At 46.8% G+C, this 13,716-nt stretch carries 13 protein-coding genes; 3 read left to right on the top strand and 10 right to left on the bottom strand.

Annotated features, from left to right (window positions below; translation table 11 throughout):
• Window positions 1-37 precede the first annotated feature (37 nt).
• Window positions 38-1,930, top strand: a complete 1,893-nt coding sequence (locus RF679_RS00720) for a hypothetical protein (RefSeq protein ID WP_309482309.1) — start codon at window positions 38-40, stop codon at window positions 1,928-1,930.
• Window positions 1,931-1,971: 41 nt separating this feature from the next.
• Here the strand turns inward: RF679_RS00720 and RF679_RS00725 are convergent, their stop codons facing one another.
• A complete protein-coding gene (locus RF679_RS00725) occupies window positions 1,972-2,946 on the bottom strand; it encodes an NADP-dependent oxidoreductase (RefSeq protein WP_309482310.1) in 975 nt (324 codons plus the stop codon).
• Window positions 2,947-3,203: 257 nt separating this feature from the next.
• On the opposite strand from RF679_RS00725, the gene RF679_RS00730 reads away from it, so the two are divergent.
• The gene (locus tag RF679_RS00730; RefSeq protein WP_309482311.1) at window positions 3,204-4,142 is read left to right on the top strand and encodes a LysR family transcriptional regulator; all 939 of its coding nucleotides are present in this window, start codon (window positions 3,204-3,206) and stop codon (window positions 4,140-4,142) included.
• On the opposite strand, the gene RF679_RS00735 is transcribed toward RF679_RS00730, so the two are convergent.
• From RF679_RS00735 to RF679_RS00775, 9 genes are all read right to left on the bottom strand, one after another.
• Window positions 4,143-4,580, bottom strand: coding sequence for a hypothetical protein (locus RF679_RS00735; RefSeq protein ID WP_309482312.1), 438 nt, complete (start codon window positions 4,578-4,580; stop codon window positions 4,143-4,145).
• Window positions 4,581-4,691: 111 nt separating this feature from the next.
• A complete protein-coding gene (locus RF679_RS00740) occupies window positions 4,692-5,093 on the bottom strand; it encodes a hypothetical protein (protein WP_309482313.1) in 402 nt (133 codons plus the stop codon).
• 99 nt (window positions 5,094-5,192) lie between these two features.
• Window positions 5,193-5,540 (bottom strand): hypothetical protein, encoded by a 348-nt coding sequence (locus RF679_RS00745; protein ID WP_309482314.1) that lies wholly within the window; start codon window positions 5,538-5,540, stop codon window positions 5,193-5,195.
• 1,315 nt (window positions 5,541-6,855) lie between these two features.
• Window positions 6,856-7,383 carry a hypothetical protein gene (locus RF679_RS00750; RefSeq protein WP_309482315.1) on the bottom strand — a complete coding sequence of 176 codons (528 nt, stop codon included), beginning with the start codon at window positions 7,381-7,383 and terminating at the stop codon, window positions 6,856-6,858.
• Between the two features lie 2 nt (window positions 7,384-7,385).
• Complete coding sequence (locus RF679_RS00755; RefSeq protein WP_309482316.1) at window positions 7,386-7,694, bottom strand: hypothetical protein; 309 nt, start codon at window positions 7,692-7,694, stop codon at window positions 7,386-7,388.
• A gap of 399 nt (window positions 7,695-8,093) precedes the next feature.
• A complete protein-coding gene (locus tag RF679_RS00760; protein WP_309482317.1) occupies window positions 8,094-9,107 on the bottom strand; it encodes a transposase in 1,014 nt (337 codons plus the stop codon).
• 58 nt (window positions 9,108-9,165) lie between these two features.
• The gene (locus tag RF679_RS00765; protein ID WP_309482318.1) at window positions 9,166-9,627 is read right to left on the bottom strand and encodes a GNAT family N-acetyltransferase; all 462 of its coding nucleotides are present in this window, start codon (window positions 9,625-9,627) and stop codon (window positions 9,166-9,168) included.
• Window positions 9,628-9,700: 73 nt separating this feature from the next.
• Complete coding sequence (locus RF679_RS00770) at window positions 9,701-10,582, bottom strand: hypothetical protein (RefSeq protein WP_309482319.1); 882 nt, start codon at window positions 10,580-10,582, stop codon at window positions 9,701-9,703.
• A gap of 157 nt (window positions 10,583-10,739) precedes the next feature.
• Entirely contained in the window at window positions 10,740-11,882 is a 1,143-nt protein-coding gene (locus RF679_RS00775; RefSeq protein WP_309482320.1) for an AraC family transcriptional regulator, read from the bottom strand.
• A 215-nt stretch (window positions 11,883-12,097) separates the two neighbouring features.
• Here RF679_RS00775 and RF679_RS00780 point away from each other — a divergent pair, with 215 nt between their 5' ends.
• Window positions 12,098-13,648, top strand: a complete 1,551-nt coding sequence (locus RF679_RS00780) for an amidohydrolase family protein (protein ID WP_309482321.1) — start codon at window positions 12,098-12,100, stop codon at window positions 13,646-13,648.
• The last annotated feature ends 68 nt before the right edge of the window (window positions 13,649-13,716 follow it).

A 13,716-nucleotide genomic window follows, 5' to 3' on the forward strand; every position in this document is an offset into this window, starting at 1 on the left:
TCGATACCAAACGGTATGGGTACCCTTCAGTATGATCATGGTGGTGCTGATTGCTATCAGTACGAGTAGTATTCATTATCAAGGCGATATTGAGGAATACATACTCATGAGTGCAGCGATTGCCGATCATGGGACCCCTGATATTCGCCCCAGTGACGTGTCGCATATCGCCACACGTTTACCTTTGATGAAGCCGAGTATGGACCTCATCGCACAAGGGATGAATCAACACGATATCGTGCCCAAAGCTGGTTTCTATCAAAGCATTCACGGGCAGTATTTGGCGATTCATTTTTTCGCTTATTCGGCGCTCGCAGCACTTCCTTTTAAATTACTCGAGATGGGCGGCGTGAATCCGCTGAAGGCCTTCTTGTTGGTGAACTTGCTGAGTGTGTGTCTATTGGCTTGGAGTGCCAAAGTCTTTTTTGGTGATTGGATCAAAGCCAGTGCCTGCATTATTGTGTGGATGCTCTGCGGTGGATTGAACTATTTGTATTGGTTAGGTCCCGAGGTCATGTGTGCCGCTTTCCTCAGTGCGGCTAGCTTTCTCTATCTACGAGAGCGCCGCATTTTTGCCAGTTGCTTGGTGGGTTTCGCCGCCTTACAAAATCCCCCTATCGTATTCGCCTTAGGCTTTTTGCCTTTATTACAGTGGGCTGTAGATTATCGGGTAGATCAGAGTATTTTCAACAATCTCAGAGCTTTATTCAGGCTCGCCTTTAGGCCGATTACGATTGTTGCAGCGCTGTTGGGAGCTGCGATTTTTTCGAGCGCTGTTTTGTTCAATCTTTGGGCTTTTGAGACGCCCAATATCATCATGAAAGTAGCGACCATTCCAAGCTTAATGGGTGGTGTTCGCTTGTTTTCCTTCTTTTTCGATGTAAACCAAGGAATGTTGATCGGCTTGTGCGGTGTATGGGGCGCGATACTTATATCCTTGATGAAGCCGTCGGTGAACCGTAAAGAATGGTTCATCTTTGCCTTGATCATCGCGTTTTCTCTTTGCCTCGCGGCGCCTGCGCTGACAACAGGAAATTGGCATTCTGGCGGGATGGGTATGATGCGTTACGCTTTCTGGGCGGGCATGCCTTTCTTTGTTTTTTTGGCGTATTGTTGGCGAGAACGAAAACCAGGCCTTTCCGAGTTCAGTATTTTTATAGCGATTCAGATGGCATTATCCGTCAGTGCCTTCGTGAATCTGAAGCCACATTTCAATCTCGTGTCGCATCAGATCTTGCGGCACGCACCATCTCTTTATAACCCAGAACCTGAGCTCTTTGTCGAATTGAACGCACAGAGAGACGGCGAAGAAATGCGGGTCGATCAAGTCTACACATTTATTGACCGAGGCCTTGTTCGTAAGCGCATGTTTCATGTGTATAACCAAAGTATCGAGCAACAAATTTGTGGCGCAGGAAGTCAGCTTAAGGCAGGGCAGCGCACGGTTGAGGCCGGTTTTGGATGGCGGTATTTGAACGGTGCCGTGACGTGTGAAGAGCGTAAAACAATTACTGCGGACGACTTCAATAAGGAAGAGTTCATTCAATTTGTCAGCGGGTGGAGTCGACTGGAATTGCCAGGCGGCGATTGGAGTGGACGTTGGTCGGATGGACCAGATTCTTCCTTGCTTATCTTGGTGCCGCAAGCCTGTGAAGAAATTGTTGTGAGTCTTGGCGGTCATTACTATGGCAGTAACCGACGCAGCCTCGTTCGCATCAACGATCAAAATATGGGATGGCACAATTTGAGGGATGCGGCGCGCTTTACACTGAAGTGCCCGACCGACGGGAAATTAGACATTCATCTACAACACGAGGCTCCGGGCCAAACCACGCCGACTGAAGAGTATCCTCAAGGGCGTCGCTTGGCTTTCTTTTTAAACACCGTGCAGATCGTACAATCTCGCATTGCCGGATCGCCCCGCCATTGAGGAATCCTTTGTGCGATGTTGCGAGATGATGTCTTATCCCCTTAAGCAACCTGAATCACGATCTTACCAACCGCACGTCCGGTCGCACTCTTGGCATGGGCACCGATGACGTCAGTCAGTGGGAACACGCTATCAATCACAATCTTCAACTGATCGGCGTCGATCATTTTCGCCAACTCGTTCAATTGCTGTGCATTTGGTTGAACAAAGCAGAACAGGGCTTTACCGCCGATGCTTGCCGCTTGCTGCTCGGATGGCATCGAAATAATCGAGATCAAGCGACCACCTTGCTTCAGGGTTTGCCAAGATTTGTCTTGAATCTCGCCGCCCAAAGTATCGAACACGACATCGATATCACGTAGTTGGCTGAAGTCTTGTTGGGTGTAGTCGATCACTTCATCAGCGCCCAAGGATTTGACCAAGTCGACATTTTTGCTCGACGTCGTGGTGATCACATAAGCGCCGCGTGATTTTGCCAATTGAATCGCGAAGCTACCGACACCGCCTGCACCGGCATGTACTAACACGCGTTCACCCGCTTGTACCGCAGCGCCTTCGATCAAAGACTGCCATGCCGTCAAAGCAGCGAGTGGCACTGCAGCTGCTTGTTGCCAGTTCGCTTTGCTAGGCTTAGCAGCGATTTCTGAGGCACGTACCGCGATAAATTCAGCATAGCTACCATCACGAGCGATATCAGGACGCGCATACACTGCATCACCGAGTTTCCAGCCTTGTACTGCACTACCAACAGCGACGATCTCACCAGCAAAATCCCAGCCAAGAATCAGTGGCAAGCGATGTGGCAGCATATCTTTCAAATAGCCTTCACGGACTTTCCAATCGACAGGGTTGACGCTGGCAGCGTGAATTTTCACCAGCACTTCGTCCGCTTGAATGGTGGGGACTGGCGCATCTTCGTAGACCAACACTTCGGGGCCACCGAATTGATGAATGCGGACGGCTTTTTGGCTACTTGGTATTGTGTTTGGTACTGTGCTTGGAGTTGTAGTTTGCATGACTGTTTCCTTTCAAATGTGTTTTTCAATGACGCCAGTGTAGAGATCAACACGCTGCGAATAAACGGATTACAATGCATATCATTTATTACGTGATGTAATGAAAAGACGATGTTTTTAGCTAAAATCGAGGTCATTTCGGCAAGTATTTGAATGATTGATGTCATGGAGTGATGGTATTTCACTCCCATCGATTGCATCATCGCACCCGTATCTTGAGCAGAATCGAGAGCGTCAAACCATAAAGGAAGCAAGCCATGAACCATGTCACCCGCGCCATTCATCGAGGCTTCGATGCGGTTCAACTCGGCTCCATCGAATTGTTTTGTAAGGCGGCGGAGCAGCAAAGTTTTACGGTGGCGGCGAATCTGTTGGGCATTACGCCAGCAGCGGTGAGTCGTTCTGTGGCGCGTTTGGAAGCGCGCTTGCAAGTGAAATTATTCGTCCGCACCACACGTCAAATTCGTCTCACCGATGCGGGTAAAGCCTATTACGAACAATGTACCCAAGCGCTGCAACAAATTCGCGATGCGGAATTAAATCTGTTGGGCAAACAGCGTGAACCGAGCGGCAGCTTGCGCGTCAGCCTGCCGACAACCTATGGCCATCATCGTTTGTTGCCGCTGATGCCGCGTTTCTTTGAGCGCTATCCCAAAATCAAAATTGAATTGAATGTGGCGAATCGCAATGTTGATTTTGTCGAAGAAGGATTCGATGTCGCCATACGACTCGGCATGCCCGACGATTCGCGTTTGGTCGCGCGCAAGCTTGAAGATGTAGTGCGCGGCACCTATGCCTCGCCTGATTATTTGAAACGCTACGGTGTGCCGCAAACCCCAGAAGATTTGCATCAACACCGCTGCTTACAATTTCTGCTGCCGAGTACAGGTCGCCCTTTTCCATGGTTCTTCAGCATCGATGGCGAAACGCGCGAATTCGATCTACAAGCCATGGTCTCCGTCACCGACGACGTCTTAGGCGCGATGACGCTGGCGAAAAACGGCGGAGGCATCTGCCAAAGTTTTCATTACATCGTCGATGAAGATTTGAAACAGGGCCGCTTAGTCGAAGTCCTCAAAGACTACACCGGACAAACCCGCCCGTACTCGATGGTCTATTTACCGAACCGCCTCATGTCGGCAACGGTGCGCGCTTTTGTTGATTTTGTGATGGAGGAGATTGGTAGCAGAGAGTGATCAAGCAGCTTGTGAAATGTTTTTATGTCGACGTTGCCACCAGCTACGCGTCCATTCAAACAAGATGATGCTCATCAATAAAGCGGCGCTGACCAAAGCCAGGTAGCCGCCTAACAATAATTGATTGAACACGGCTGCGCGCATGACGGCGAGTAAGGCGAGGCCAGCGGCACAAAAAGTCGCAATCGAAAAGCGCCTTGGGTGCGAAGACTTGCGTCCCAGCAGCAACAGGGCAGCGGGTGCTATAAAGCCAAGCGCGCCCAACCATGAATAGGGATCATCAGCAGACTGAAATACATACTCGTGTGAGATGACCTCAGACTTGATCTCGCCACCATTGGCGCTTTCAACATAGCGTGTACATTGCGACAGCGGCAGAAACATGCAAAGGGCGAGTACAGCAGACAGCAAGAGCTTGAGGTTGTAGATCTTTGTCATATTATTTGTCCTTTCTGTTTCTAGCTCGTCTACGCGTGTTGCAGTAAATGGATGTTCGCGATTTCAGCTGTGATCATTGAACGGCATCCGCCGAAACTCTATTTGTCCCAACTATTCTTTAGTGAATAATTCGTAAAATTGCTGGTTCTCCCAGTCTTCATTAAACGCTTCGATCAGTTTTTCAAGTGGGCGACCTGTTGCGATCGGGTTGGGCATTTGGCGCAGCTTGTTTTCGGCCCATGCGCGGATCTCCGGCCAACGCAGCGAATGCATTAGAAACGCCAAAGGTTCATCACTCACTTGATTGCTTTCAAAAAGAGATGTCATCAGATCGACAAACTGCGACTTTGATTCAGGTGCGCCATATATGATTTCGAGACATCGGCAGTAATTCGGTTCGGCTTTCTCGAACGAATACTCGGTGTTCAAAATATTTTCGGCGGCCAGCAACTCGTTTTTCAGCTCCTGAATAATCATTGTTTTACCGATCTTTTGAAGTCCGTAGACATCCACTCAAAAAGTTGCTTTTGTAATTGGGTGTCTTTTCAATCTATTACTAGCCTCCTTGAGCAAGTAGTTTGACTCATTTCTCTAGTTTTGCGTGGTACGATTTTACGGGAGGGTTACACGTAGACATCTACTCAAAATGTTGCTTTTGGAATTGGGTGTCTTTTCAATTCTCCAGCGTCGCAGCACTTCCTCTTCACTTAATTTCTCCGCAGCTTCACGCTCGACATGCAACACAACATGGTAATGGTTGGACATCACCGCATAAGCGCAAACCGACATCGCAAACACCTCTGATAGCTCGGCCAAACGCTCGACCACCCAGGCTTTCCGATGCGAAAAAACTTGCCCAGAGAAATGATCTTTACCCCACAAGAACACACGACGAACACAGCGCCCTATGCAGTGATAATACGGTGTTGCCTGTAAAGAGACGTAAGGTCTACGCACCATCGGCCTCAGTCACCTCCTTCATTTGAGAAGAAAAAACAGTGGCTTTAGTTTAGGTCAACGAATATCTCTTTATTGGACAGTCTTATAATTTACTTTTTCGATAGGGCCGTTCATTTGGTAGTTGTTACCGTTTAGATGGTATCGTCGTTTGCCAGCTCATTGTTGAGATAGGCGCGATCCTCTGGTGACAACTCTAACCTATTGAAACCAGGCCATTTTATTTGGGCGGCACGTGCCTCATTCCATACATGTTCAAAATAGACGGGGTCTAATTTCCAAGACGAAAATGGTCTATTTTCGTGGATAAACGATCGCGCTATAAGTAAATCGCACAACTTTTCATATCCATCGTTGGTTAGATTTTCAGGGCATTCGTCTGGCCACACCAGACAACTCTTCATTGCGTCGAAAGACGGTTCTAAAGTTGGGTCGTATTGGAGAGCCTCAACTAGCGCTCGATCACGATCCGAAAAGTAATGCATCGTGTTTCCTTTCGTGAAGACAATTTATTCGGTTTAACTTTGTATGATAAATTTTCGACTGCATAACACCCAGCATTCTACGACTTGATAAGATTGCCCCAGGTGGCGAGTAAAATGCCATAGGCAAAAAATAGCAGGTTCCACACTTTCAATTTGGCTGACCGCACTAATCAAATATTTTACATCTCATTTTTTAGACATCAATATCAAAACTGCGCAATAATCTTTCAAAAAATTGATCGACAAGTACAAAGATTTATTGCGCAAACAGTTGCAAAAGAGAGCATCCACATTCGCCCGAACCTCAGCAGACCTGATTGCAGAAAAATTTCTAGCGCAATACTTACCACTCAACATTCAAATCTATTGAGGCAATATTGGAAAATTCCAACCAACAAACCAATGGTATTCCAAAGCTTAAAATCATAAGTTCGCCATGATGCGAACCAATGTCTTAGCCTAGTTTTGAGCAGCATCAACAGGAGCCTGTAGATCTTTGCGAATGACGATGAAACTACATTACTAACATCGATATATGTCTGCCACTCAATGCAAGACCCACATAGCTTCTACGCGTAGGTACTCGGCTGTGCCGAGGCGCCATGCATTGCTTTAACCACTGATTTCGCAAAAGCGTCTAATTTTGCCTCTCCAACTCTCTTAAGATTAGAGAAAGAACAGCACTTCGATTCAGGAAGCACTCTCGCCATTCACGAGACTCTGCGACGATTCATATGTGCAGAATTGGCGATCATATAAGTTCGTTCAGCTATAGAATTGGTTGATATTTCGTGCTCACCACTGAATTTTATTCAATTTATCACACTAATCGATTAAGTACGCCTCACAAAAAACTCTTGACTAGTATTTTCGTCATGGAGCACATCCAAATTTCCCTCACGTCGGACAAACTTTAAACTAGGTGGAATATTTTCTTGATCGACAAAATAACTAGAAACACTCAGAGACGAAACGTAGTTCCAACCTTCCGGCACAACGACATGTTTGATTTTGCTTGGCACATGTTGACAAACGGAAATAGGGCAATCTGGATCGTTGTTCCAGTCTGCTTTTCCAAAAATCGTCCAATTACATTCCGATGTAACCCCACGTTTTTGGTCCACAACGACTAAGTCTATAGCCGTGTCACATTCTTTGAAAACCAATCCTTGCTCAACTAAGTAATCAACATAGTTCTTGACGTCAACTGGCGTCATAAAACTAACGCTGGCCAGTTCTCCATCAGCGCAAAGAGTGCTATTAGGAAGTGAAGCTTTAAAATTCTCGATGCCCCCAAAAAATTTCTTTGCAATAGCTTCACAGCGAATGACAACAGATATTGCTTCAATAAGAACTGCCATGTTCAATCCCTCAATTTCTCAAATCTTCTTTGCCATTCTACGAAAGCCTGCTCATCTGGTGTATGACCGAGCCCTTGATAATAATGAACACGATCAGCCATAGAAACCGCCTCGATGTGACAGAAAAATTCAACACTCTGAACAGGAATGTTAAATCTTTCGCAAAATGTGTGGTCCGTAAAATTTGCATAATATCCGTTCACTAACGCAACAGCATCATCTTGCGAATACATGTGACGAGATTGAAGATGAACCACCACTCGTTCAAACAGGTAAATTTCATCTTCATCGGTGGATTCATCTAAACGCATTTCAAGCAACCTAGTTCACAATATACCGGTTAAACAAATCCGCAGCCTTGTCAGTGTGAATACTGGTCTGATTCGCTCGATTCGTCCAATTCCGAATCTCGCCGTTCTTACCCAATCTTCGAAACAAGGGGCCCTCAACTAAATCAAATACTGGAGAAGTCCATTCTTCAGGAGGTAAATAAGAATCAATGGACACCCATCCCAAATAATCCACAAAAAATAAGCGAGAACTCAGCTCGCTTTTATCACCATTTTTACACAAAACCACACCAACACCAACGATCTCAACACCTTAAGCTTCTCACTCACCTTACGTCAATCAACAATGTTCATGGTTTGGTCGCGTTCTCCTTTTTTATTTTGGAGTCACGTAGTAGATAAGTGCAAGCGCACTCAGCATCATGTGCAAACCGGCATCGCGACTCCAATCACACAACGTTTCTTTAAATGCTCAGCATAGGCACGTAAGCGCTCGACCTGTGCAATTGCTGTGCCACGCGTCATCGCTTTGGCGCGCGTCGCTTTGATAAACTCTTCAGGTGTAAAACCCAGGCGTTTCAAGATCGGTGGAACGCGTTGTGACATCGCATGCTTTTTATCGCTGCGAACGATGCGTGCTGCCCAATCGACTAGCTCGATGTAATCACGTGCGGTGCATGGTAGACCTTGGGCTGGTGCGACACTGAGTGAATTGCCAAAAGGATGGAGTGGGATTTTGGTCTGTTTTGCGAACGTTGAAGGTGTAGTTGATTTCTGCCGTTTTGCCTTTGGCTTTTTGAGATCTCGTAAGCGTTGTTGAATGGACGTGTAATCCGAATTCTCTGGCAGATCGGCAATGCCTGCACGTATCGGATTGAGATCAACATAGGCACAACAAGCCAGCAAACCAGCTTCATCTAAAATTGCTTGGCTCTTAAAACGCCCTTCCCAAAACCGGCCAGTGCATTGATCTTCAGCATTCGCGCGGCGTGCGATCGATTCGTTTAAGCAGCGCATAAACCAAGAAATATCGTACAAGCGAGCGCGTAATTGTTCGACAAACTCATCCGCAACGCGCCTTGTCGCTACATCTTGATTTTTGCCTTGCATGAGCTGATCAAGAATGTAGGGCAAATTGAACAAACGAGACCAGCGTTGCAGCACTTCCTCTTGGCTTAACTTCTCCGCAGCTTCGCGATCGACATGCAGCACGACATGGTAATGGTTAGACATGACTGCATACGCGCACACCGACATAGAAAACACCTCAGAGAGTTCGGCCAAACGCTCAACCACCCAGGCTTTCCGATGTGAGAAGTCTCGCCCGGAGAAATGATCTTTACCCCACAAGAAAGCGCGACGAACACAGCGCCCTATGCAGTGATAGTACGGTGTTGCTTCGAGCGAGACGTAACGACTTCGAGCCATCGGCATCAGCCACCTCCTTCGTTTGAGAAGAAAAAACAGTGGCTTTAGCTTAGGTTAGCGATTATTAAATTGCAAGATAATTTAATAATTTATTGCTATTTGAAGTGGGTGTCTGCTGAATCAGCATCAACTGGATATCTCCAAGTTCATCTGAAAAGCCATGCCGCTCGTAAAATGCCTGCATGGTCGGTAGGCAGTAGAGCTCGAAATGTTTGACCTTTTGTAGACGTGGATGTTGTTTGACTAAGCGTAGAAGTTGATCGCCTAAGCCCTGTCCACGTTGTGAGGGATCGACGATGACGTCGAAGATCATGGCTTTGAAAATCAAATCACTGAGGACTCGAACAAAGCCGATCAGTTTGTCGTGGTCGTCGGCGAGGCCGATGCAGAGCGTCGAGCCCGCGATGCACGCTTGGGTTTCCTCTAGACTGCGACCGCGTGTCCACCACTCTTCTTGGTATAAGGCGTGAAGTTGTCGAATGTGGGCTTCCTGAAAGTCTTCGGTGTGCTTGATTGTTGTCTGCATGGTCGCCTTCAAACTTAAATTAGGAAGTCGTAGACCCCAACTCAAAATATTGTTTATGGAACTGGGCGTCCAACTAGATATTGTTGAACTCGCTATTTTTCGTTTTTGAAATTAACTTCGCTTCCACTTCCTGCACAGTGGGTATGTAAGTCCGCTTATTTTCACTTCTAAAATCAATCAAAGACGGGTGTGAAATACAGTAGGTCAAATTATTGTCTAGCAGTTTTGTTTCATAAATGCTGAGTGTGACAAGTTTCGGCATTTTCTCGATAAACGAAATTGAGACTAAGTCAGCACTTCCTGAAAGAATTAGATATGAAAGATTTACGAGTTTTTCAATTGCATCATAAGATCTAATTTTTCGGCAACCATCGAGCTTCAACTTCAAAAGAGTAGGAGCACAACTGTTCAAAGCATCAATGTTTTCTAGTTTCTTAGCCATCGTAAGCTCTAAGTCGACTAATCTTTTTGCGGACTCGATACCGTTTAATGAACTTAAGTTTGGCTGAATCAATACAATCCTTTTTAGTTTTGCTAGATTAGGTATAGAGGCAACAAGATTGCTAAATCTCGAAACATGAAACGATTCTAATAGCAGACAATGTTCCAAACCTTTCCAGAATTTCGACCATATTCCGCCAAGCATTTTCAAGTTTTTCATTTTGGAAAAATTAAATCTGGTGTTTTCCACACCAAAATTAATTTCTTCTAACCAATCAAACGATTCGAATAATCGTACATTTTCGATTTCGCACATGATGTGCAGATGTCGAATTTTAGTTCGATCTGGATGTACACAAATTCTTTCGATCAAGCCTTCATTTTGATTTTTCGAACTTAAATAGAGACTTCGCATAGATGAATCAGCGCAGATATACGAAATACTTTCGTCAATGTTCTCCATGGATACATCAATGAACTGATATCCATTTAAACCATCGATAATTTTAATCATATTATTTCGCGACCTTTTCACCGTACTCAATACGCATCTTAGGATCAGTAAACACCCATTCCAAATTCACGACAAAAAATAAGCGAGCTCTCGTCTCGCGTCCTTCATCATCCTAACGCAAATTTGAATCAATACCATCGATCCAACTGGATCACGTTCACACTTCATCGACGCCGTTTGGTGCTTGTATCGCTTCCCGAAAAGCCGACGGTGATTTGCCGGTGACGCGCAAAAACTCTTTGTTGAAATTCGATTTGCTACTAAACCCAGCCTCGTGCATCAGCTCGGTCATGCTGATGCTGTGATTTGTTTGCAAAAGGCGCACTGCTTCTGCGACGCGTAAATCATTGAGATGGACTGAGAAACTGTGGCCATACACTTGGTTCACCGCATTCGACAGCAAGCGGGCGGGTATGCCGAGTTTGCGGGCGGCTTGTGGCAGTGTGATGCCAAAGTCGAGTTGATGCAGCTGTTCCGTTTTGACCAAGCTCTCCCAGCGTTCGAACAGCGTGCGAAGTTCAGCGAGATTGCTGGGACGTAGATTGTCCTCGACGGGCTCTTCAGTTTGCTGGGGCGATGCCTCAGGCGCTGTCGGTTTGTTGGACTCATGGCCGCCCATGATCTGATCGCCGAACTGATACATCCATTCAATCAAATGGCTGCGCTGTAAGGCGGCGAACATCAAAAATCCATTGACGCCGAGGAAGAAGAAACTAGCGACGAGTAAGCCTTTGGAGTCGCGATAGGAGGTTCCTTGCATCAATTCCAGATCGATCACTAGTTCGAAAGCGAGATTGGCTAGTGCCAAGAAAATCAAACAGCGCAACCAGAGCTGTGCTGATTTGACGTGTTCGCGCAGATGAGTGAGCGCACGCTCGCCCTGTCTTACTTGCCACAGAATACTGAGGGTGTAAGCCAAGAAGCTGCCGAAGATCAGGTAGTCGATCAGGAAACGCAGCGGGCGAACCAATAGGCAAGTCAAAAACAAAAGCGTGACGACGGCGAAATGCCAGAAGTCGCGTTTTTCAAGTCGGCTGTCGGCACGATGAATGCACAAGAAATACAAATACAGCGCTGGCCCCAAGAGCATGGCCATGAGAGGTCGGCTGATGCCAAAAAAGAAAGTGTAGCCATTCAACATGGCCGCTAAAGCGAAACCCTGATGCGCATACAGCAGGCAGTTGAAGGCCAATATCAACTTAGGCGTTTTGCGTAAAGCCGGCATGGTGAACAATTGCACGGCCAGCAAAGTGCTCAAAATGGCGTTGGCGATTTGTAAATGACTGATCAAAGAATCCATGTTTTTATGATAGCTGATGCATTCGTCGCAAGTCACTGCGCCTCGCTATCGATTACCGTAAAAAGCAAGCATTCTGCTCACTTTCGTAATTTTTTGATATGAAAAGTGCTGTTTTTGAGTCCGAAAACACGTTTGAGGCGTCCTCGATCGTGTTTTCGGTCGCTCGATTCGCGCTCAAAAAACACAATGGCATCACTTTTTTGGGAGGATGCAACATGTCATTAATGAAAAATCAAATGTCTTTTGTTCCATCGAAACTCAGCGTTCTCGCTGCTAGTAGTCTTTTGTTAACAAGTCTAATCAGCAATTTTGCTGCCGCGCAGGTCCAAAATCATCCGTCGCAAGTCCTGATCAAGAACGTCCACGTACTCGGCGGTGAGGTCTCTCGCGATGCCTTGCATGATGTCTTGATCGAGGGCGACAAGATTCTTGCGATTGGCAAAAAGCTCAAATTAAAAAACAAGGGTCAGCAGATCGATGGTAAAGGTGGCTACCTGACGCCGGGACTGATTGATGCTCACGTCCATTTGGATGGAGTGCCGGGCTACACCGCTTACGATCCCAAAGATGAGGCGATGTTGCAGCAAGCGCGCGAGCAAATTCCGCGTAGCTATTCTTACTTCGGTTTCACCACGATCTTGGATTTGACCGGTGAATCAGGCTTCATCGCTAATTGGAATAAAAATCCGATGGCGCCACGCGCCTTGTATTGCACGCCTTTGTCGATTCCGAATGGTTACCCTGCCATCATGATGGGGAAAGAGACACAGTTCAAACACCCTATCGCCCAAGCCATGTTGTGGGACCCAGCGCAAGCCAAGACTTATCCTAGCGATTTCAAACAAGAACAACATACGCCAGAATACGTCGTGAATTTGGCGCAGAAGGTTGGATCAAGCTGCGTCAAAGTGTTTTACGAAACGGGCTTTGGCCCGCAAAAGAATTTGCCAGTACCGACGGTGGAGATGATACAAGCGGTCGTCAAAGAGGCGCATCAACGTCACATGCCGGTGTATTTGCATGGCAATTCGCAAGCGGCTTATGAGTTCGCCTTGAAAACCGGTGTCGATGTCTTGGTACATGGTTTGTGGCATGAAGAAAAAGGCGTCGACCCGCAGTTGAACCAAGCGCGCTTACAAGAAATGGCGGTTGAACTCAAGCAAGCCGGTATCGCTGTGCAACCGACGATTCAAGTCTTGAGCGGTGAATTAGAAGAGACCAATCCCCACTTTTTCGACCATCCATATGTGCAACATGGCATGCCAGCCAGTTTAGTGAAATGGTATCAATCGGAGGCGGGGCAATTCTTTAAACGTATGCTGGCCGAACAAGTGGTGGAGCCCGGTGCATCGGCGGAGGACACCTATCTCATGATGAAGAAAATGTACGCCAAGCCTTTACGATCTGTGCAAAACATGACGGCGAATCTACACAAAGCGGGTGCGACTTTGCAGTTTGGTAGTGACACGCCGAGCGGTCCTTTTTATACACAATTCCCTGGTATGAATGGACGCTGGGAAATGGATCGATGGTTGGAAGCGGGAATGAGTCTCGAGGAATTGTTTGCCGCGTTGACGCAAGCTAATGCCAAAGCCTTGGGTCTAGGTGACAAGATTGGACGCGTCGCCGTCGGTATGCAGGCAGACTTGTTACTACTCAAAGACAATCCTTTGAAGACGGTGCAGGCCTACGATCAAATCGATACGGTGGTTTTGCGCGGCAAGCCGATGGCGCGTGCACAACTGTCGGCAACACGCAGCAAATAAGCTTCGCAGTGGATCAGCTGGCGTGATGGTGGTGTTTAGTAGCGTCGATCGCGGGTTTGATCGCAAGC

Source organism: Undibacterium cyanobacteriorum, assembly GCF_031326225.1.
GTDB lineage: Bacteria > Pseudomonadota > Gammaproteobacteria > Burkholderiales > Burkholderiaceae_D > Undibacterium > Undibacterium cyanobacteriorum.

What these genes read in the sequence shown, in the direction of transcription:
- RF679_RS00720 (WP_309482309.1), top strand. Translation starts at nt 38, where the DNA reads ATGGTGGTGCTGATTGCTATCAGTACGAGTAGTATTCATTATCAAGGC.
- RF679_RS00725 (WP_309482310.1), bottom strand. Translation starts at nt 2,946, where the DNA reads ATGCAAACTACAACTCCAAGCACAGTACCAAACACAATACCAAGTAGC.
- RF679_RS00730 (WP_309482311.1), top strand. Translation starts at nt 3,204, where the DNA reads ATGAACCATGTCACCCGCGCCATTCATCGAGGCTTCGATGCGGTTCAA.
- RF679_RS00735 (WP_309482312.1), bottom strand. Translation starts at nt 4,580, where the DNA reads ATGACAAAGATCTACAACCTCAAGCTCTTGCTGTCTGCTGTACTCGCC.
- RF679_RS00745 (WP_309482314.1), bottom strand. Translation starts at nt 5,540, where the DNA reads ATGGTGCGTAGACCTTACGTCTCTTTACAGGCAACACCGTATTATCAC.
- RF679_RS00750 (WP_309482315.1), bottom strand. Translation starts at nt 7,383, where the DNA reads ATGGCAGTTCTTATTGAAGCAATATCTGTTGTCATTCGCTGTGAAGCT.
- RF679_RS00755 (WP_309482316.1), bottom strand. Translation starts at nt 7,694, where the DNA reads ATGCGTTTAGATGAATCCACCGATGAAGATGAAATTTACCTGTTTGAA.
- RF679_RS00760 (WP_309482317.1), bottom strand. Translation starts at nt 9,107, where the DNA reads ATGCCGATGGCTCGAAGTCGTTACGTCTCGCTCGAAGCAACACCGTAC.
- RF679_RS00765 (WP_309482318.1), bottom strand. Translation starts at nt 9,627, where the DNA reads ATGCAGACAACAATCAAGCACACCGAAGACTTTCAGGAAGCCCACATT.
- RF679_RS00770 (WP_309482319.1), bottom strand. Translation starts at nt 10,582, where the DNA reads ATGATTAAAATTATCGATGGTTTAAATGGATATCAGTTCATTGATGTA.
- RF679_RS00775 (WP_309482320.1), bottom strand. Translation starts at nt 11,882, where the DNA reads ATGGATTCTTTGATCAGTCATTTACAAATCGCCAACGCCATTTTGAGC.
- RF679_RS00780 (WP_309482321.1), top strand. Translation starts at nt 12,098, where the DNA reads ATGTCATTAATGAAAAATCAAATGTCTTTTGTTCCATCGAAACTCAGC.